This window comes from Curtobacterium sp. MCBD17_034 (assembly GCF_003234515.1).
GTDB lineage: Bacteria > Actinomycetota > Actinomycetes > Actinomycetales > Microbacteriaceae > Curtobacterium.
In genome coordinates this window covers 71,854-91,551 of sequence record NZ_QKTN01000003.1, presented here as the reverse complement: position 1 = coordinate 91,551, position 19,698 = coordinate 71,854, and the positions used below count along the sequence as shown (strand labels likewise).

The 19,698-nt window shown below is 72.0% G+C and carries 20 protein-coding genes; 12 read left to right on the top strand and 8 right to left on the bottom strand.

The window, feature by feature from the left end:
- Nucleotides 1-106 precede the first annotated feature (106 nt).
- Nucleotides 107-874 (top strand): hypothetical protein, encoded by a 768-nt coding sequence (locus DEI92_RS07130; protein WP_111012970.1) that lies wholly within the window; start codon nt 107-109, stop codon nt 872-874.
- 12 nt (nt 875-886) lie between these two features.
- Here the strand turns inward: DEI92_RS07130 and DEI92_RS07125 are convergent, their stop codons facing one another.
- From DEI92_RS07125 to DEI92_RS07115, 3 genes are all read right to left on the bottom strand, one after another.
- Nucleotides 887-1,648, bottom strand: a complete 762-nt coding sequence (locus DEI92_RS07125) for an amidohydrolase (protein ID WP_111012969.1) — start codon at nt 1,646-1,648, stop codon at nt 887-889.
- Nucleotides 1,649-1,742: 94 nt separating this feature from the next.
- Entirely contained in the window at nt 1,743-2,570 is an 828-nt protein-coding gene (locus DEI92_RS07120; RefSeq protein WP_111012968.1) for an endonuclease/exonuclease/phosphatase family protein, read from the bottom strand.
- 95 nt (nt 2,571-2,665) lie between these two features.
- Nucleotides 2,666-3,739, bottom strand: a complete 1,074-nt coding sequence (locus tag DEI92_RS07115; RefSeq protein WP_181434776.1) for an alkene reductase — start codon at nt 3,737-3,739, stop codon at nt 2,666-2,668.
- Nucleotides 3,740-3,883: 144 nt separating this feature from the next.
- Here DEI92_RS07115 and DEI92_RS07110 point away from each other — a divergent pair, with 144 nt between their 5' ends.
- Entirely contained in the window at nt 3,884-4,498 is a 615-nt protein-coding gene (locus tag DEI92_RS07110; RefSeq protein ID WP_111012966.1) for a TetR/AcrR family transcriptional regulator, read from the top strand.
- Here DEI92_RS07110 and DEI92_RS07105 read toward each other — a convergent pair.
- Nucleotides 4,495-4,797 carry a transcriptional regulator gene (locus DEI92_RS07105; protein ID WP_111071948.1) on the bottom strand — a complete coding sequence of 101 codons (303 nt, stop codon included), beginning with the start codon at nt 4,795-4,797 and terminating at the stop codon, nt 4,495-4,497. The two genes, DEI92_RS07110 and DEI92_RS07105, sit on opposite strands and share 4 nt — an antisense overlap.
- Before the next feature lie 8 nt (nt 4,798-4,805).
- A complete protein-coding gene (locus DEI92_RS07100) occupies nt 4,806-5,285 on the bottom strand; it encodes a hypothetical protein (protein ID WP_111012964.1) in 480 nt (159 codons plus the stop codon).
- Between the two features lie 112 nt (nt 5,286-5,397).
- On the opposite strand from DEI92_RS07100, the gene DEI92_RS07095 reads away from it, so the two are divergent.
- Nucleotides 5,398-5,751, top strand: coding sequence for a hypothetical protein (locus DEI92_RS07095; RefSeq protein WP_111012963.1), 354 nt, complete (start codon nt 5,398-5,400; stop codon nt 5,749-5,751).
- 168 nt (nt 5,752-5,919) lie between these two features.
- A complete protein-coding gene (locus tag DEI92_RS07090) occupies nt 5,920-7,071 on the top strand; it encodes an acyltransferase (RefSeq protein ID WP_181434734.1) in 1,152 nt (383 codons plus the stop codon).
- Here DEI92_RS07090 and DEI92_RS07085 read toward each other — a convergent pair.
- Together DEI92_RS07085 and DEI92_RS07080 are read right to left on the bottom strand one after the other, a co-directional pair.
- Nucleotides 7,047-7,733: a response regulator gene (locus DEI92_RS07085; RefSeq protein ID WP_111012961.1), complete on the bottom strand. Its 687-nt coding sequence runs from the start codon at nt 7,731-7,733 to the stop codon at nt 7,047-7,049. The two genes, DEI92_RS07090 and DEI92_RS07085, sit on opposite strands and share 25 nt — an antisense overlap.
- A complete protein-coding gene (locus DEI92_RS07080; RefSeq protein ID WP_111012960.1) occupies nt 7,730-9,202 on the bottom strand; it encodes an ATP-binding protein in 1,473 nt (490 codons plus the stop codon). The genes DEI92_RS07085 and DEI92_RS07080 overlap by 4 nt, the downstream gene beginning before the upstream one ends.
- 198 nt (nt 9,203-9,400) lie before the next feature.
- On the opposite strand from DEI92_RS07080, the gene DEI92_RS07075 reads away from it, so the two are divergent.
- From DEI92_RS07075 to DEI92_RS07045, 7 genes are all read left to right on the top strand, one after another.
- Nucleotides 9,401-10,093, top strand: a complete 693-nt coding sequence (locus DEI92_RS07075; protein ID WP_111012959.1) for an Abi family protein — start codon at nt 9,401-9,403, stop codon at nt 10,091-10,093.
- A 255-nt stretch (nt 10,094-10,348) separates the two neighbouring features.
- On the top strand, nt 10,349-10,438 hold the full coding sequence (locus tag DEI92_RS07070; RefSeq protein WP_111012958.1) for a potassium-transporting ATPase subunit F: 90 nt from the start codon (nt 10,349-10,351) through the stop codon (nt 10,436-10,438).
- Nucleotides 10,438-12,123, top strand: coding sequence for a potassium-transporting ATPase subunit KdpA (kdpA, locus tag DEI92_RS07065; RefSeq protein WP_111012957.1), 1,686 nt, complete (start codon nt 10,438-10,440; stop codon nt 12,121-12,123). The genes DEI92_RS07070 and kdpA overlap by 1 nt, the downstream gene beginning before the upstream one ends.
- The gene (kdpB, locus tag DEI92_RS07060) at nt 12,120-14,261 is read left to right on the top strand and encodes a potassium-transporting ATPase subunit KdpB (RefSeq protein ID WP_111012956.1); all 2,142 of its coding nucleotides are present in this window, start codon (nt 12,120-12,122) and stop codon (nt 14,259-14,261) included. The genes kdpA and kdpB overlap by 4 nt, the downstream gene beginning before the upstream one ends.
- A gap of 25 nt (nt 14,262-14,286) precedes the next feature.
- Entirely contained in the window at nt 14,287-14,895 is a 609-nt protein-coding gene (kdpC, locus tag DEI92_RS07055; RefSeq protein WP_111012955.1) for a K(+)-transporting ATPase subunit C, read from the top strand.
- Between the two features lie 11 nt (nt 14,896-14,906).
- Nucleotides 14,907-17,429: an ATP-binding protein gene (locus DEI92_RS07050; RefSeq protein ID WP_111012954.1), complete on the top strand. Its 2,523-nt coding sequence runs from the start codon at nt 14,907-14,909 to the stop codon at nt 17,427-17,429.
- A gap of 64 nt (nt 17,430-17,493) precedes the next feature.
- The gene (locus DEI92_RS07045; protein ID WP_181434732.1) at nt 17,494-18,423 is read left to right on the top strand and encodes an aldo/keto reductase family oxidoreductase; all 930 of its coding nucleotides are present in this window, start codon (nt 17,494-17,496) and stop codon (nt 18,421-18,423) included.
- Nucleotides 18,424-18,516: 93 nt separating this feature from the next.
- Here the strand turns inward: DEI92_RS07045 and DEI92_RS07040 are convergent, their stop codons facing one another.
- Nucleotides 18,517-19,380, bottom strand: a complete 864-nt coding sequence (locus tag DEI92_RS07040; protein ID WP_111012953.1) for an oxidoreductase — start codon at nt 19,378-19,380, stop codon at nt 18,517-18,519.
- A gap of 113 nt (nt 19,381-19,493) precedes the next feature.
- Between DEI92_RS07040 and DEI92_RS07035 the strand changes: the two genes are divergently transcribed.
- Nucleotides 19,494-19,673, top strand: a complete 180-nt coding sequence (locus DEI92_RS07035; protein ID WP_146249125.1) for a hypothetical protein — start codon at nt 19,494-19,496, stop codon at nt 19,671-19,673.
- Nucleotides 19,674-19,698: the final 25 nt, after the last annotated feature.

Sequence of the window (19,698 nt, the reverse complement as noted above, 5' to 3'; positions counted from 1 at the left end):
ATCCCGGAGGGCCGACACCGGTCCGCAGGTCACGATGCGGACACGGGGGCGTTGCGATTCGATGAATGCCGGTCACGGGAGCCTCCACGGCCCCTACGGTCGAGTGGTGACCGCTCGAACGCTGCTGCTGCCCACGCTCGTCGTGGGCGCGCTGTTGCTCGGCGGATGCAGCACCCCGGGGACCGCGGCGATCGCCGGGGCCACCACCGACGGGGCAGGCGCTGCCGTCGCCACGCCGCGCGTGGTCGAGACCGCCAGCCTCCTGAGGACCGATGGCGAGCCCAGCACCGACACGACGATCAGCGCCGCCAGCCTGCGGACCGTCGACGTCATCGAACTCGACGCCGAGCAGCTCCGCCTGTCCGACGGCGACGACCTCGTCGCGGTCGCGCCGATGACCGACGGCGACGCCACCGTGGGCCTCCTCCGTCGGCTGCTCGGCAAGCCGCGGATCACCCGCACGGCGGTGGGTGACGGCGGCACCTGTGTCCCGGCGAGCACGTCGTACACGTGGGGCCGAGGCCTCCGGGTCGTCGACCTCGCGCAGACGTCCACCCGCGGGAACGCCGTCGACATCCGCATGCTCAAGGCGTCGATCACCGGACGGTCGGGGGCCACCGTGCACCTCCAGGGGCCCAACGGTGTCACGGTCGGCGACGACATCCGCGAGCGCGTCGCCACGGCCTCGGGCCGCGACAAGGAGTCCTACGCCTCGGGCGACCGCGCGAACTGGCAGATCGTGCTGCAGGAGGGCTGGGTCCTCGATCCGGACGCCTCCGACGCCGAGGTCGACGGCGTCTCCGCGATCACGAAGGGCACCGAGGTCGCCGTCATCGGATCGCCCATGCCGGTGCACTCGTCCGACGACTGCTAGTCCGCGCCGGTCTCAGTCGAGCGGGGTCCCGACCCGGTAGAAGGCGACCGCGTTGTCGACGAGCACGGCCCGGGCGTCGTCGGGATCGAGCCCCTCGACGGCCACGGCGACGTCCTCGTCCCGGAACGGTCGCCGCGCTCGCGTGCTCGGCAGGTCCGTCCCGAACAGGAGCGCGCGCGGGTCCACCCGGCGGATGGCGGCGAGGGTCTCGCGCACGTCGAGGTCCACGCGGCCGAACCCGGTCGCCTTGACACGGAGCCCGCGCTCGACGAGACGCAGCAGGACGTCCCGGTGCGCGTGCGTCATCCCGAGGTGGTCGACGGAGGCACGAGGCAGCGCCCGGAGCACCGGCTCGAGTTCGGCGAGATCCGCCGCGTCGAGGTACAGCTCGACGTGCATGCCGGCGACGTCCCACGCTCGACGCCCGAGCGCCACGAGATCGGTCACCGCCGTGGATCCGCCGCGGTACAGGTTGCAGCGGATCCCACGGACCCCGGCCGCGGCGAGCGCCCGGAGTCCGTCGTCGGCGATGTCCGTCGGCACGTTCACGACGCCGACGAACGACGGTCCGAGCCGGTCCAGCGCGTCGAGGAGGTACGTCGTGTCGAGGCCCTGGAACGAGCCGGACACCACGACGCCGCCGATCACGTCGAACGCCGCCGTGCGGGTCCGGTAGTCGTCGACCGTGAACCGCGGTGGGAGGTACCCGTCGTTCGGCACGAGCGGGAACCGCGGATCGATGACGTGGAGGTGGCTGTCGAAGACCTGGATCACGCCGCCATGATGCCCACCCGTCCCCGCGAGATCGCACCTGCTGCCGCTCTGGAGCTCCCGAGCGGGGCAACGAGTGCGATCTCGCGGGCGGGCGTCAGACGCCGAGGACGAGCCGCGCCACCACCGGGAAGTGGTCGCTCGCCGACCAGGTGCTCGGGTCGTCGTGGTCGATGCGGATGCCCTCGACCTCCACGGGTCCGCGCGTCAGGATCCAGTCGATCCGGACGCCCCCGTCCACGGGCGGCTCCCAGCCGTTGAAGCTCGACACCGGGTCGTCGGCACCGGCGCGCGTCCAGGCGTCCGCGAACCCCGCGACCGCCAAGCGTTCCGACGCCGCGGCGAGCCCCGCGCCCTCGTTGAAGTCCCCCGTGACGACGACCGGCCCGGAGGCATCGGCGAGGCGCGCGGCGATGAGGTCCGCGCTCATCCGGCGCACCTCGGCGCCCCGGGACGTCTGGACGTAGTCGGTGTGGGTCGTCAGGAGCGTGAAGCGCTCGTCGGTGACGAGGTCGTGGAAGCGCCCCCAGGTCGCCATCCGGACGTGTGAGGTGTTCCAGGTGTTCGACCCGACGGCGTCCGGGGTGTCCGACAGCCAGAACGCGCCGTCCTCCTCGACCGCCACGCGGTCCCGTCGGTGGAACACCGCCGCGTACTCACCGCGCTCGCCGCCCTCGCGTCCCTGGCCGATGTCGCCGTACTCGGGCAGCGCTGCTCGGAGGTCCTCCATCTGCGCGTGGAACGCTTCCTGCACGCAGAGCACGTCGGGGTCGTTCCGCCGGATGATCGCCACGAGCAGCGGCAGGCGATCCGCCCAGTCGTGTGCCGGGTCGTGGTGGTGGTTCTTGACGTTGTAGGTCATCACCGTCAGGGGCACGGCGGTGCGGAGCGTCGCGGCTCCGCCGGTCGTGGAGGGACTGCTCACGCCGTCGACGCTATCGTGCGCCCGTCGTCACGTCCGGTTCCGGACGCGACGACGCCCTCCGTCCGTGCGCGGTCGGAGGGCGTCGGGTCGTGCGATCAGGCGCTGAGCGCCGGGTAGTCCGTGTACCCCTCGGCCGTCGTGCCGTAGAAGGTCGCCGGGTTCGGGGTGTTCTCCTCGGCGTCGCGCTCCCAACGGGTGGCGAGGTCGGGGTTCGCGATGGCGGCGCGGCCGACCCCGACGGCGTCGGCGAGACCAGCCTCGACGAGGCCGATCGCCTCGGTCCGGGTGGTCGGCGCGCTGAACCCGCTGTTCGCGATGAACGGCGCGCCGATGGTGCGTCGGATCCCCTGCACGAAGTCACCGGCGGGCTCGGCGTGGAGCACGTCGACGAACGCGAGCCCGAGCGGGGCGAGTCCCTCGGCCACGGCCGTGTACGTCGCGACGAGGTCGTCGCGGTCGGTCTCGAGCGCACCCTGGATGTTGTGCTCCGGCGAGAGGCGGATGCCCGTCCGGCCGGCACCGACGGCAGCGGCCACCGCGGCGGTCACCTCGACCGCGAGGCGCGCCCGGTTCTCCGGCGTCCCGCCGTACTCGTCCGTGCGCTCGTTCGACGCGGGCGAGAGGAACTGGTGCACCAGGTACCCGTTCGCGCCGTGGACCTCGACGCCGTCGAACCCGGCGCGGATCGCGTTGCGGGCCGCGGCGACGAACTGCTCGACGACCTCGTGCACCTCGTCGGTGGTGAGGGCGTGCGGCACCGGGTACTCGGCCTTGCCGAGCGGCGTGTGTGCCTCACCCGGCGCCGCGAGGGCGCTCGGGCCGACGATGCGCGGCGTCAGCGAGATGTCGGTGTGGGAGACGCGGCCGCCGTGCATGAGCTGCATCACGATCGTGCCCCCGGCGGCGTGCACCGCGTCGGCGACCCGGGCCCACCCGGCGACCTGCTCGTCCGTCTCGATGCCCGGCTGGCCGGGGTACGAGCGGGATTCCTGCACCGGCCACGTCCCCTCGGTGACGATCATGCCGAGCCCGGCGCGCTGCGCGTAGTGCTCGACGAGCAGGTCGTTCGGGACGCCGTCGACCCCGGCGCGGGTGCGCGTGAGCGGGGCCATGACGATGCGGTTGCGGAGCTGGAGGTCGCCGAACTGGGCGGGGTCGAAGAGGTTCACACGAGGCCCGAACCGCGATCCGAGTTGTTCCATTCCGCAACTTGACCCCCAGAACGGGCGCTTTCCACAGGCTCCCGCCACCGCTTGCATGGAAGGACCGCGCACCATCCATGACGCGACGCCCACCGCAGGAGGACCACCCTGATGGAAACGACGACCGACACCACCGAGTCGGCCACCCAGACGCTCGCGGCCATGGACGTCCGCATCGGCATCGTCGAGGCGGCCCTGCGGGTGCTGTCCCGCCAGTCCTACCGCCGCACGACGTTGCGGGACGTCGCGGACGAGGCCGGGATGACCCTGGAGCAGGTCGGCGAGCACTTCCCCACGTGGCCGGGGCTCGTCATGGCCACCCTGCACCACTGGCAGACCCTCCGGACCGCGCACCTCCTGGACGTCGGACGGGACCACGGCGTGCTCGAGTTCATGCGTCGCCTGGTCGAGGAGAACCTCGACGACCCCGTGATGGCACGGTTGCTCGTCATGGTGCTCGCGGAGGCGATGGACCCGACGCACCCGAGCGCGCCCTACCTGCAGACGCGCTACGAGGCGTTCCACCAGACCATCCTGACCGCGGTCGAACACGACATCGCGATGGGGCGCTTGCCCCACGACCTGCAGGCGGACCACGCCGCCGAGCTCATCCTCGGGCTCTGGGAAGGGCTGTGGATGCAGTTCCTGCTCCGCCCGCAGATGGACATGCAGGCGGCGTTCGACCGCGCGCTCGGTGTGCTGGTCCGCGACTGGCGCGTGGTCTAGCCCAGGTCGCCTGCGTCCGGGGCGAGTGCGCTGAGGTACGCGAAGTGCGCATCGAGCGCACGGCGACCGTCGCGCGTCAGGCCGGCCCAGGTGCGGGCGTGGCCTCGGTCCCGTTGGACCCGGCGGAGCACCACGTAGCCGGCGTCGGTGAGCACCCGGAGGTGCTTGCTCAGCGTCGCGTCCGAGACGTCGAGTGCGTCCCGCAGCGTCGCGAACTCGACCTCGCCACCGCGCGCCAGCAGTGCGCAGATCTGGAGGCGCTGCGGCGCGTGGATCGTCGCGTCGAACGTCGGTTCCATCGGTGCCGTCACGCGTCGCGGCGCCCGAGGTACCGCCGTGCGGCCGCGTCCGCGAGCGGACCGGTCAGGGCGGACACGAGCCCGACGACCGTCGCCACCACGATGCCCTCGGGCACGGTCCAGGAGCGCAGGACGACCGAGGCCGTGAGCGCTGCGACGGCGACGACCAGGGCGATGACGGACCAGGGAGCGCCCGCGCGGAGGAACTGCCACCGGTCCGGGTTCGCCCGCGAGAACCCGACCACGCCCGTGCGGCGCCGTGCCAGGCCGATGGACAGGACGAGTCCGATGCCGAGCGGGAGGAGGTCCCACGCGGATCGGCTCCGCACGCCGTAGACGGTGAGGGCGATGCCGAGGCCGTGCAGCGCGTGGAACCACCACGGTGAGCGCAGCCGGTCGGTCATCCGGGCGCGTGCGGCACGGACGGCTTCGCGGGCTGCGAGCGGGTCGATCGGCCCGAAGGCCCGGTTCTCGTCGATGTTTTCCATGTCGGCAACAATACTGTTTCCAACACGGAAAGCAAGAGGCACGGGTGCGGCGGCCTGCGGACGCCACCGTCGCGGCGGACTAGCGTCGGGCCTCCAGACGGAAGGGACGGGCATGACGGACCTGGGACCACGCGAGACGGGGGCCGGCGACGAACGCGGCCCGCTGCAGAAGGCGGCCGATGCGTCGACCGGACGGCAGGAGCACGGCATCGGCGACCACGCCCACCGCGTGAAGGACACGGCGTACAGCCCCTCGAGCGACGCCGAGACGGAGGCCGCGCAGGACCTCCAGCGCGACGACGCCGACCTGGCGGAGGACGGCATCGACCCGTCGAAGGTCGTGACGGCGCCGGGGACCGGCGGCGCGGACGACGTCGGCGACGTCGAGCCCGAGGCGGGTGACATCCACCTGCCGTTCCAGGCGTCGGACAACGGCGCCGGCGACAACACGACCGGCCCGCGGTAGTCACACCGTGGCACGCACGGGCGGACGCTCCTGCTGTCCCTCCTCGCGCTGCTGTTACTGCGAGGCGGTGTGCGCGGCGCCTGACCCCGAGGTCGGACCTCTGGTGCGGTGGCTCATCGTCGCGCTCGATGGACGTCCCGCAAAGCTGTCGCGCCTACCGTGCCCCGGGTGTCGGAGCCCGAACTCGCCGCAGCGCAGACCACGCCGCGCTCGCACCTGTACGAGATCGACGTGCTCCGGCTCCTCACGTTCGCGTGCGTCATCGCCGTCCACACCGTCAACTACATCGGCGGGTTCGGCGTCGTCACGGACGCGCTGCTCACCCTGCTCCACTTCACGCGTGGGGCGTTCTTCTGGCTGACCGCGTTCGTGCTCACCTACGGGCAGCTCCGTCGGCCGCGGCCGCTCCGCCGGTTCTGGCCGCGGCGGTTCCTGCTCGTCGGGCTGCCGTACGTCGTCTGGTCGGGCGTGTACGTGTTCCTGAACGCGACGATCTCGGACTCGCTCGGTGACCCGATCGCCCGGCTCGTCGACTGGGGGCAGGCGCTCCTGCGGGGCGACGCGGCGGAGCAGCTGTACTTCCTGCTCGTGACCATGCAGGTGTACCTCGTGATCCCGGCGCTCATCTGGGCCGTGCGGCGGTTCCCCGAGGCCCACCTGCTGTTCCTCTCGGTCGCGTTCCTCGTCCAGGGCGCGGTGTTCTGGGTCGCGCGGTACGAGCCCGCGACCGTCGCCTGGACGCACGGCTCCCTGACGAGTGTGTTCACGAGCTACCTGTTCTTCGTCGTGGGCGGCGTCGTCGCCGGCGCGCATGCCGACGCGGTGCTGAGGTGGGTGCGCGGGCACCGGGTCGTCCTCGCGGTCGCACTCACCGCCACCGCCGTGCTCGCCCTCGCCGTCTACGCGCTGAACCGTCACATCGGCCTCGACCTCAGCGACGCCTCGGACGAGATGCAGCCCGTGCAGCTCGTGTGGAGCACGGTCGCGACACTCGCCCTGCTGAGCGTCGGCGCCTGGTGGGCGGACCACCGCCGCCCGGGTTCGTGGGACGACCGGACGCTCGCGTGGGCGTCGGACCGGTCGTTCGGGATCTTCCTGAGCCATCCGGCGATGATCACGATCCTGCTCGCGCTCGGCATCACGGCACCGTCGAACCCGGCCGCCCTGCGCGTGCCGATCGCGTACGTCCTCGTCGTGATCGGTGCGGTCGTCACGACCGAGGTGTTCCGGTGGACGCCGCTCAGCCTGCCGCTGACGGGGCGCCCGATGGTGCGTCGCACCCGGGAGGCCTTTGTTCAGCCCGTCGGTGAGAACCGGTAGCCCATCCCCGCCTCGGTGACGAGGTACCGCGGGCTCGCCGGATCCGGCTCGAGCTTCTTCCGCAGCTGCGCCATGTACAGCCGCAGGTACCCGCTGTCACCCCCATGCGACGGACCCCACACCTCGGTGAGGAGCATCTCACGGGTCATGAGTCGATCCGGGTGCGCCAGGAGGACCTCGAGCAGCCGCCACTCCGTCGGCGTCAGCCGCACGGGGGCGCCGGTGCCTTCGGCCCACGTCACCTGCTTGGCGGCGAGGTCGACCACGAGGTCGCCGATCCGGACGGTCGGGGCCTCCTCGGCCGGGGCCCGTCGACGGCCGAGCGCCCGGAGGCGGGCCAGGAGCTCGTCCATCTGGAACGGCTTCGTCACGTAGTCGTCCGCCCCGGCGTCGAGCGCGTCCACCTTGTCGGCCGAGTCCGTGCGGCCGGACAACACGAGCACGGGCACCTGGGTCCACGCCCGGAGCGCCTCGAGCACCCCGAGACCGTCGAGCCGCGGCATGCCGAGGTCGAGGAGCACGAGGTCCGGCCGCTGCGTGATCACCGCGTCGAGCGCAGCCCGGCCATCGCGGGCGGTGACGATCTCGTAGCCACGGGCGCCGAGCGTGACGGACATGGCTCGGACGAGCTGGGCGTCGTCGTCGGCGATGAGGATCTTCACCGATGTCCTTCCTGGCCCGTGGCGGCGATCGGCAGGCGGACGACGACCGTGAGCCCGCCACCCGGGGTGTCGTCGACGCGGATGGTGCCGCCCATGCCCTCGGTGAACCCGCGGGCGAGCGCGAGGCCGAGGCCGAGCCCGGTCTCATTGTCCGTGTCCCCGAGCCGCTGGAACGGCAGGAACACGTCCTCGCGCTGCGCCGCCGGGATGCCCGGACCCGAGTCCGCGACGCGCAGCTCGACGACCGTTCCGGAGACGGTCGCGGCCACGCGGACCCGCGCGCCGTCGGGCGAGAAGCGCTGCGCGTTCGCGAGCAGGTTGGCGACGACCCGCTGCAGGAGCACGGGGTCCGCCCACACGGACGGCAGGTCGGCGGGCAGGTCGAGGTCGACGTCCGTGGGACCGAGTGCGAGCTCGTCGAGCGCGGGGGCGACGACGTCCTCCAGGGCGATCGTCTGCGGCGTCACCGCGAGCACCCCGGCCTGCACGCGGCTCACGTCGAGCAGGTCGGCCAGCAACGCCGCGAGGGACCGCAGGCTCTCGTCGGCGGTCGCGAGCAGTTCCTCCCGGTCGGACTCCGTCAGCGTGACGTCGGTTGCGCGGAGCCCGCCGATCGCGGCCGTGGCCGCGGCCACCGGGCGGCGCACGTCGTGTCCGACCGCGGCGAGCAGGGCGCTCCGGACCCGGTCGGTGGCCGCGATCCGCTCCGCGTCGACGGCGGCCCGGGCGAGCACGCGGTGCTCGAGCGCGGCGTCGATCTGCTGCTCGACGACGGCCAGGAGGCGCCGCTCACCCGGTCCGACCGTGCCACCCCGGAACTCCGCCACGCCACCACCCGGGAGGCTCCGGGCCACGTCCGGCGTGCCGAGTACCGCCCCCGACGACGCGGCCACGTCGTCGTCCTGCCGGACGAGCACGCTGTCGAACCCGAACGCCTCGCGGGTGCGGTCGACGAGCGCGGCGAGTGCGTCGTCGCCGCGGAGGACGCTCCCCGCGATGCCCGTGAGGAGGGCGGACTCCGCGGCGGCACGGCGGGCGGTGCGGGAGTGCCGCGCCGAGCGGTCCACGACCACGCTGACGAGCACGGCGCTCACGACGTACAGCACGAGGCCCACGAGGTGCGACGGCTGCTGCACCGTGATGCGGTGGACCGGGGCGACGAAGAAGTAGTCGAGCGACAGTCCGGACAGCACCGCGGCGAGCACCGCCGGCCACGCGCCGCCGATGAGCGCGGCGACGAGCACGAGGAGCTGGTACGCCAGCGCCTCGACCGTGATGTCCCCTCGAGCCCGGATCGCGACGAGCAGTGCGGTGAGCGACGGTCCGACGACGACGACCAACGCGAAGGCACCGAACACGCGGGACCGGCTGAGGCTGCCGGTCCGTCCGGTCGCGAACCGCACGCTGCGGCGGAGCAACGAGGGGTCGGCGTGGACCATGCGATCCGCCTCGGGTCGTCGACGCTCCATGCGCTCATCCTGCCGTGTGGACCCGCGCGGCGCCCGCGATCCAACGATATATTACGTATCAGTGAGGGGAGACGGGGGTCAAAGGCCAGAGACGGCAGAAGCTCCGGGTCCGCCGAGGCGGAATACCGGAGCTTCCTTCCGTGGCCCAGGCAACATGCAAGCAGCGGTCGACGAGGGCTTTCGGGAGCAGAATATCACATGGATCAGAACGGTCAGGCGTCGGTCTGGTTCCTCGAATGGGTCAGCCGCCCTCGCTTCGAGCGGTACCTGCAGGCCGCGGGACATGACCATGCACGGGCCCGGTCGCTGTACAACTGGAACGCTCGACTCGCTGCCGCGTTCCTCCACGACCTCGCCCACCTCGAGGTCGGACTCCGGAACAGCTTCGACACCGCACTGATGCCAGCTGTCCGCGGGAACGACTCCCACTGGACCGATCCTCGAACCCTCTCCGCCCTGTTCCCTCGTCACCATCGGCGCAGTGGCCCGGGGGCGTCGAACGACCCGAACGCCTTCACGCTCAAGACGGTGCATTCCGCCAAGGAGCGGGCAGGACGGACAGCGGGGCCATTCGTCCGACCGGACCACATCGTCGCGGAACTCCCTCTGGGCTTTTGGACCTACCTGGCGAGCGATCGGCATGAGAAGACCATTTGGGTGCCGTATCTCCGTTCGGCCTACCCTGCCGGAACGAGCCGTACCGACGTGCGCGACGCGCTCGACACCCTCCGACGGTTCCGGAACCGGGTCGCCCATCACGAGTGCATCATGCAGGGCGCAGAGACCCACCGCCGTCGGCTCGTCGGGCAGGTGCGCCGGCTATCCGAGGAGGCCGCGCGCGACCTCGCTCGACGGAGCGAGGTCGCGCGACTCCTCCACGAGCGCCCGTGACGGCCGGGCGGGGGCCGCGGTGTTAGTGGTCCGTAGGGCTTCGCTCCGGGGGCGTTAGGGATCCGTGAGGACGGCCGGTCGGACTCCGCGCCAGGCGCACGATCGCTTCCGGCATCCAGATCGGGTGCGGCCCCGGCTCCGGCCTCGGCCAGCTGACAACCAGGAGTTGGTCCTCGTGTTCGACGTGTTCGTCGTCCTCGGCACGGTCGCGCTGTTCGGCGTGATCGCGCTCATCGGCAAGGGGGTGGAACGCCTGTGATCGTCATCACCATCGTCGCGGGCGTGCTCGGCATCGCCTCCATCGGCTACCTCGTGTGGGCGCTCGTGCGCCCGGAGCGGTTCTGATGAGCGCCGCGGAGACCTGGGCGGGCATCGCGTCCGTCGCGGCACTCGTGCTGCTCCTCGTCGTCGTGCACCGTCCGCTCGGCGACCACATGGCCCGCATCTACACGCCCACGAAGCACATGCGGGTGGAGCGCGGCGTCTACCGGCTCATCGGGGTGGACCCCGACGCCGAGCAGTCCTGGCCCGCGTACCTGCGGAGCGTCCTGCTGTTCAGCGTGGTCGGCGTGTTCGCCATCTACACGCTCGAGCGCCTGCAGGCCGTGCTCCCCGCGAGCCTCGGACTGCCCGCGGTCACGCCGAGCCTGGCGTTCGACACGGCGGTCTCGTTCGTGACGAACACGAACTGGCAGTCGTACTCCCCCGAGCTCACCATGGGCTACACGGTCCAGATGGCCGGCCTGGCCGTGCAGAACTTCCTGTCGGCCGCGGTCGGCATGGCGGTCGCCGCGGCGCTCGTCCGCGGATTCGCCCGGCGACGTACCGGGACCCTCGGCAACTTCTGGGTGGACACGGTCCGCACAGTGTGGCGTCTGCTGCTGCCGGTGTCCTTCGTGTTCGCGATCGTCCTCATCGCGGGCGGTGCGGTGCAGAACTTCCTCGACCCGACCACCGTCCACACGCTCGCGGGCGGCACGCAGACGATCGCGGGTGGCCCCGCGGCGTCGCAGGAGGCCATCAAGGAGTTCGGCACGAACGGCGGCGGGTTCTTCAACGCGAACTCCGCCCACCCGTTCGAGAACCCGCAGCCGTGGACGAACCTCCTCGAGGTGTTCCTGCTGCTGGCGATCCCGTTCAGCCTGCCGCGCACGTTCGGCACGATGGTCGGCGACCGCCGCCAGGGGTACGCCATCCTCGCCACGATGGGCGTCATCTTCCTCGTCTCGCTCTCGGCGATGTCGTCACTCGAGCTCGCCGGCGGCGGCACCGCGACCCACCTCGCGGGTGCCGCGATGGAGGGCAAGGAGGTCCGGTTCGGCGTCATCGGGACGACGATCTTCAACACCTCCTCGACCATCACGTCCACCGGCGCCGTGGACGGAATGATCGACAGCCAGACCCCGCTCGGCGGCATGATGGCGATGATCAACATGATGCTCGGCGAGATCGCGCCGGGTGGGACCGGGTCCGGCCTGTACGGCATGCTCGTCCTCGCCGTCATCACGGTGTTCATCGCCGGCCTGCTCGTCGGCCGCACGCCCGAGTACCTCGGCAAGAAGATCCGTGCCCGCGAGATGACGTTCGCGTCCCTGTACGTGCTCGTCACACCGGCGATCGTCCTGCTCGGCGCGGGACTCTCCCTCGTGATCCCCGGCGTCGCGCAGCAGGTCGAGCACACCTCGATCTCCAACCCGGGCAACCACGGGTTCTCCGAGCTGCTCTACGCGTTCACGAGCGCCGCGAACAACAACGGGTCCGCGTTCGGCGGCATCACCGCGAACACGACGTGGATGAACTCGGCCCTCGCGGTCGCGATGGCCCTGGGCCGGTTCGTCCCGATCGTGCTCGTGCTCGCGCTCGCCGGGTCCCTCGCCCAGCAGGACCACGTGCCCGCCACCTCCGGGACGCTGCCGACGCACCGCCCGCTGTTCATCGTCCTGCTCGCCGGTGTCGCCGTGATCGTCACCGCCCTGACCTACTTCCCGGTCCTCGCACTGGGCCCCCTCGCAGAAGGACTCGTCCGATGAGCACCATCGCTCCCGAAACCGAGGACACGACCGTGTCCGACCACCCCACCCGGCGGAACGCCGCGTTCGGCCCCCGGCAGCTCGCCGCCGGCCTCCCGGGCGCCGTCCGCAAGCTCGACCCCCGCATGATGTGGGGGAACCCCGTCATGTTCATCGTCGAGGTCGGCGCCGCGCTGACGACGGTCACCGCGATCGTCGACTCCCTCTCGCACGAGCCGGCAGCGGGCGCTGCGGCCGTCCCCGCGTCCTTCACCTGGGCGATCGCGATCTGGCTCTGGCTCACGGTCGTGTTCGCGAACCTCGCCGAGTCCGTGGCCGAGGGGCGCGGCAAGGCGCAGGCCGACGCGCTCCGGAAGACCCGCAGCACGACGACGGCCCGCCGGGTCGTCGCGTACGACCGAGCCGGAGACCCCGCTGCCCACCGGGCACAGACCGAGGAGGTCGCCAGCGTCGACCTGGCCAAGGGCGACGTCGTGCTCGTCGAGGCGAACGACGTGATCCCGGGCGACGGCGACGTCATCGACGGCATCGCCTCGGTCGACGAATCGGCCGTCACGGGCGAGTCCGCCCCCGTCATCCGCGAGTCCGGCGGCGACCGATCGGCCGTCACGGGCGGCACGCGCGTGCTGTCCGACCGGATCGTCGTGCGGATCACGTCGACGCCGGGCGAGACGTTCATCGACCGGATGATCCGGCTCGTCGAGGGCGCGGCACGGCAGAAGACCCCGAACGAGATCGCGCTCAACATCCTGCTCGCGTCGCTGTCGATCATCTTCGTCATCGTCTGCCTCACGCTGCAGCCACTCGCCGGCCTCATCGGGTCGACCGTCAGCGTCACGGTGCTCATCGCCCTGCTCGTCTGCCTCATCCCGACGACGATCGGTGCGCTGCTCTCCGCGATCGGCATCGCCGGCATGGACCGGCTGGTCCAGCACAACGTGCTCGCGATGTCGGGCCGCGCGGTCGAGGCCGCCGGCGACATCACCACACTGCTCCTCGACAAGACCGGCACGATCACGTACGGCAACCGCCGGGCCTCCCGGGTCGTCCCGGTCGGCGCGGTGACGGAGGCCGAACTCATGGCCGCCACCGCGCTCTCGTCGGCCGCCGACGGCACGCCGGAGGGCCGCTCGATCGTGGAGCTCGCCGCCCAGGCCGGCGCCCCGACGGGCGCCCCCGCGGGCGCGGTCGAGGTCCCCTTCACGGCGCAGACCCGCATGTCCGGTGTCGACCTCCGTGACGGCACGCAGGTCCGGAAGGGCGCCGCGGCCGCGGTGCTCGCCTGGGCCGGGACGAGCGACAGCGCCGTGGTCGCCCAGGTCGACGCCACCGTGGCGGAGATCTCGGACCAGGGCGGGACCCCACTCGTCGTCGCGCGCCGGGACGCCGGCGGCACCACGGCCCTCCTCGGCGTCGTGCACCTCAAGGACGTCGTCAAGGACGGCATCGCCGAGCGCTTCGCGGACATGCGCGCCATGGGCATCCGCACCGTCATGATCACGGGTGACAACCCGCGCACGGCGGCCGCGATCGCGGCCGAAGCGGGCGTCGACGACTTCCTCGCCGAGGCGACGCCCGAGGACAAGCTGCGGCTCATCAAGCAGGAGCAGGAGGGCGGCAACCTCGTCGCGATGACCGGTGACGGCACGAACGACGCCCCGGCGCTCGCTCAGGCCGACGTCGGCGTCGCGATGAACACGGGCACGACCGCGGCCAAGGAGGCCGGCAACATGGTCGACCTCGACTCGGACCCGACGAAGCTCATCGACGTCGTGCGGATCGGCAAGCAGTTGCTCATCACCCGCGGGGCGCTCACCACGTTCTCGATCGCGAACGACGTCGCGAAGTACTTCGCGATCATCCCCGCGATGTTCCAGGTGGCGTTCCCCGGCCTGGCGGTGCTCAACGTCATGCACCTGCACAGCCCGGCGTCGGCGATCCTCAGCGCGGTCGTGTTCAACGCGCTCGTCATCGTCGCGCTCATCCCCCTGTCGCTCCGCGGCGTCACGTACCGGGCGGCGTCCGCGTCGAGCATCCTCGGCCGGAACCTGCTCGTCTACGGCCTCGGGGGCGTCATCGTGCCGTTCATCGGCATCAAGATCATCGACCTCATCGTCGGTCTCATCCCGGGCTTCTGAGCCCGGCAACGAGGAGTTCCACACCATGGCATCGACACGCACCACACTCCGCACGGCGGGCGTCGCCCTCCGTCTCACCGTCCTCAGCACGATCGTCCTCGGCGTCGGGTACCCGCTCGCCGTCTGGGGCGTCGGGCAGGTCGCGTTCCCGCACCAGGCGAACGGCTCGATGGTCCAGGACTCGTCCGGCCACGTCGTCGGCTCGTCGCTCGTCGGCCAGTCGTCCACGACGCGGAAGGGCGCCACGATCGACCGTTGGTTCCGGTCGCGCCCCTCCGCGGCGGGGGACGGGTACGACGCCAACGCGTCCTCCGGCTCGAACCTCGGCCCGGACAACCCCGACCTCGTCACGGCCGTCCGGGAGCGCCGCGCCGCCATCGCGAAGGCCGACGGCGTGCCCGTCTCCGCCGTGCCGGCCGACGCCGTCACCGCGTCCGGCTCGGGCCTCGACCCCGACATCAGCCCGGCGTCCGCGCTCGAGCAGGTCGACCGCGTCGCCCACGCCCGCGGCCTGTCCACGACGCGGGTCCGGCAGCTCGTCGAGGACCACACCGCCGGACGCCAGCTCGGGTTCCTCGGTGACCCGACGGTGGACGTGCTCGAGCTCAACCTCGCGCTCGCCGACCTGCGCTGAGGACGACGAGCATGCAGCGGGGACGCCTCCGGGTCCTGCTCGGCGCCGCCCCGGGCGTCGGCAAGACCTACACCATGCTCGAGGAGGGCCGCCGCCTCCGCGACGAGGGCCGTGACGTCGTCGTGGCCGTGGTGGAGACCCACGGCCGCGCGGCGACCGCGGCCCTCGTGGCGGGGCTCGAGCTGGTCCCGCGGCGCACGGTCGAACACCGCGGTGTCCGGCTCGACGACATGGACCTGGAGGCCGTGCTCGCCCGCCGCCCGGACGTCGCGCTCGTCGACGAACTCGCCCACACGAACGCCCCGGGCAGCCCGCACGACAAGCGCTGGCAGGACGTCGAGGCGATCCTCGCCGCCGGGATCGACGTGATCTCGACGGTGAACGTGCAGCACATGCAGTCGCTGTCGACCGTCGTGCAGGAGATCACGGGCACGGTGCAGCGCGAGACCGTCCCCGACGCGGTCGTCCGGGCCGCCGACCAGATCGAGGTCGTCGACCTCTCGCCCCAGGCCCTGCGAGACCGGCTCTCCGACGGGCTGGTCTACCCCGCGGCTCGGATCGACGCCGCGCTGTCCAACTACTTCCGGCTCGGGAACCTGACGGCGCTCCGCGAGCTCGCGCTCCTCTGGCTCGCCGACGAGGTCGACGACGCCCTGAAGAAGTACCGCGCCGAGCACGGCATCCAGCACAAGTGGGAGGCCCGGGATCGCGTCCTGGTCGCACTCACCGGCGGTCCCGAGGGCGAGACCCTGCTCCGCCGCGGGGCACGGATCGCCGCCCGGTCCGCCGGCGGCGAGCTCGCCGCCGTGCACGTCACCACGAGCGACGGCCTCCGCGAGCGCCATCCGGGTGCGCTCGGTCGCCAGCGCGCACTCGTCGAGCAGCTCGGCGGCACCTACCACCAGGTCGTCGGGGACGACGTCCCGACCACGCTCGTGCGGTTCGCCCGATCCGTCGACGCGACCCAGATCGTGATCGGGGTGAGCCGTCGGTCGCGGGTGCTCGCCGCGCTGACCGGTCCGGGCATCGGCACGACCATCGTGCGCGAGTCCGGTGACATCGACGTCCACATCGTGACGCACAGCGCCGCCGGGGGCCGCCTCGCACTCCCCCGACTGGGCGGCAGTCTGTCGCGCTCCCGGGTCGTGGCCGCGTTCCTCCTGGCCCTCGCGATCGGGCCGCTCCTGACGTTCGTGCTGTCCTCCGTGGGCGACCGCGACGCGATCACGGTCGAGGTGCTCGCCTACCAGATGCTCGTGCTCGTCGTGGCGCTCGTCGGCGGGATGTGGCCGGCCGTGTTCGCCGCGGTGCTGTCGGGGCTGTCCCTCGACTTCTTCTTCGTGCAACCCCTGTACACGGTGACCGTGCAGCGGCCCTGGCACCTCGCGGCCCTCATCCTCTACGTGGCGAGCGCCGTCGCGGTGAGCTGGGTCGTGGACCGGTCCGCGCGACGATCGCGCGCCGCCCGCCGTGCCGCCGCCGAGTCCGCGCTCCTGGTCGGGATCGCCGGCAGCGTCCTGCGCGGGGACGACGCCCTGCAGGCACTCGTCGACCGAGCGCGTGAGGCGTTCGGGTTCGACGGTGTGCTCGTCCGGCAGGGTGAGGACGTCGTCGCCGAGGCCGGCGCCGTGCGTGGTGCGCCGAGCGCGACCACGCGCCTCCAGTCCGGCGGCACGGTCGAGTTCCACGGTTCCGCCGACCCGGGCGGACAGCGGTTGCTCCGCGTCGTCGAGCGGCAGATCGACGTGGCGCTCGACCACCGCACCCTGGCGCGGACGGCGGGCGAGGCGGAGCGGATCGCGGCGGCGGACCGGGTGCGCAGCGCCATCCTCGCCGCCGTCGGGCACGACGTGCGTCGGCCGCTGGCCGCCGCGTCGGCCGCGATCCAAGGTCTCCGCGCGCAGGACGTCACCCTGTCCGACCACGACCGGGAGGTCCTCCTCACCACCGCCGACGAGAGCCTGCGGACCCTCGGGTCACTGCTCGCGGACCTGCTCGACGTCTCGCGGGTCCAGGCGGGCGCGCTCGCCGTGGCGACCGCACCGATCGGCGTCGACACCGTCGTCGCTCCGGCGCTCGACGAGCTCGAGCTCGGCCCGGGCGCCGTCGACCTCGACCTGCCCGCCGAGCTCCCGCCGGTCCGTGCCGACGCGGTGCTGCTGCAGCGGGTCGTCGTGAACCTGCTCGCGAACGCCGAGCGCTACGCCCCCGCGGGGACCCGCGTCCGCGTGGCGGCCAGTGCGTTCGGCGGCATGGTCGAGCTGCGCATCGCGGACCAGGGCCCGGGCATCCCACCGGAGCGTCGGGACGACGTGTTCATGCCGTTCCAGCGACTCGGGGACACGGACAACGACACTGGGCTCGGCCTCGGACTGGCGCTCGCCCGCGGGTTCATCGAGGCGATGGACGGATCGGTCGAGGTCGACGACACCCCGGGCGGCGGCCTGACCGTCGTCGTGCGGCTCCCCATCGCGGGACACCTCGGCGTCGGAACCGTCACCACGCACACGCACGGCACGGCGACGAGCACGTGACGGGCCCGCACCGCGCCTCCCGGTCGCTGGCGCACGAAGCGGGCCGAGGGAGGAAGATCGGAGCGTGAAGACACTGGAGTTGCCACAGACCGACCTGACCGCGTCCGACATCGTGCTCGGACTCATGCGGATCACCGACATGTCCGACGAGGAGATCCGCACCCTCGTCGGCACCGCCCGGGACGCCGGGATCACGATGTTCGACCACGCGGCCGTGTACGGCGGCGCGATGCACCACTGCGAGCGCCGGTTCGGCGAGGCGCTCGGACTCTCGTCCTCCGAGCGGGACGAGATCGTCATCCAGACCAAGGTCGGGATCCGCGACGGGTACTTCGACTTCTCGAAGGAGCACATCCTCGAGTCGGTCGACGGCTCGCTCGAGGCCCTGCACACCGATCACATCGACGTCCTGCTCCTGCACCGGCCCGACGCACTCGTCGAGCCCGACGAGGTCGCCGCGGCGTTCGACGAGCTCCACGCGGCCGGCAAGGTCAAGCACTTCGGTGTCTCGAACCACACGCCCGGTCAGGTCGAGCTCCTCAAGCGCTCGGTCCGGCAGCCGCTCGCGTTCAACCAGGTGCAGCTGAGCATCACGCACGCGAACCTCGTCGCGCAGGGCGTCGCCTCGAACATGGCCGGGCTCGAGCAGTCGGTCGACCGTGACAACGGCATCCTCGACTACTCGCGCCTCAACGACATCACCCTGCAGGCGTGGTCGCCGTTCCAGAAGGGGTTCTTCGACGGCGTGTTCCTGGGCGACCGCGAGCAGTACGGGGAGCTCAACGACGTCATCGACGAGCTCGCCGACGCGTACGACTGCACCCCGACCGGCATCGCCGTGGCCTGGATCACCCGCCACCCGGCGCAGATGCAGGTCGTCCTCGGCACGACGAACCCGCAGCGTGTGCGGGACTCGGCCGCCGGGTCGGACGTCCGGCTGTCGCGGCCGGACTGGTACCGGCTGTTCACCGCCGCGGGGCACCTGGTCCCGTAGCGGGGCGCTCGGCGTCGCACCGCCTTCATCCCGTTGCACCGCGCGATCCCGTGGTGCAACGGGAACCGCGCGGTGCGACGTCCGCGGAGGTCGTCAGCGCCCGATGGCGTCGAGCTCCTCGAGCGCGTCCGCGGGCAACTCGATGCCCGCGCCCTCGACGTTCTCGTGCAGGTGCTGCACCGACTTCGTGCCCGGGATGAGCAGCATCACCGGCGAGCGCTGCAGCAGCCAGGCGAGCGCGATCTGGAGGGGCGACGCACCCAGGCGCGCCGCCACCCGTCCCAGCGTGTCCGACTGGAGCGGGTTGAAGCCGCCGAGCGGGAAGAACGGCGTGAACCCGATGCCGAGCTCCGCGCAGCGGTCGACGAGCGCGTCGTCGTCGCGGTGCGCGAGGTTGTAGTGGTTCTGCACGGTGACGAACGGGGCGATGCTCCGGGCCTCCTCGAACTGCGCCATCGTCACGTTGCTGATGCCGAGGTGCCGGATGCGGCCCTCCTGCTGGAGTTCGACGAGCGCTTCGTACGGCTCGGCGATCGAGCCCTCCTCGGCACCGAACGCCCCGCCGACGCGGAGGTTCACGACGTCCATGGCCTCGACGCCGAGGTGCTCGAGGTTCTCGTCGATCGCTTCACGCAGGTCCTCGCGGCCGAGCGCCGAGGGCCAGTCGCCGTCGGCCGTCCGCCGCGCGCCGACCTTCGTGACGATGTGCAGTCCCTCGGGGTACGGGTGCAGGGTCTCGCGGATGAGCTCGTTGACCGTGAACGGGCCGTAGTAGTCGCTCGTGTCGATGTGGGTGATGCCGAGCTCGATCACGGCGCGGAGGACCTCCTCGGCGCCCTGGCGATCCTCGGGCGGACCCATCACCCCGGGTCCCGCGAGCTGCATCGCGCCGTAGCCGAAGCGGGTCACGGTGAGGTCGTCGGCGAGGGTCAGGGTTCCACCGGGGAGCGTCGTCATGCCGTCGATGGAACTCCCGGCGCCTGGGCCGACACCCAACCACCCCGGTCCCCCGTTCCGAACACCCTGCACAGCGACACGCAGCGATCGGCGAGAGGGAAGAGGTGGTCGACGTGGCTCCGACACCGTTCTGGACCGTGGCCTACACCGAGGCCGGCAGCACCGAGGTCGCGGTGGCCGTGCTCGGTGCGTGCGACCGTGAGGACGCCGTGCGGCGTGCGCTCGACGTGCTCGGCGTCGGGGTCACCGTCGTCTGGGTCGAGCCCCGACACGACGCCGCCGTCGCGGCCTGACCGCCCCGGCCGAGGGCGTCACCGG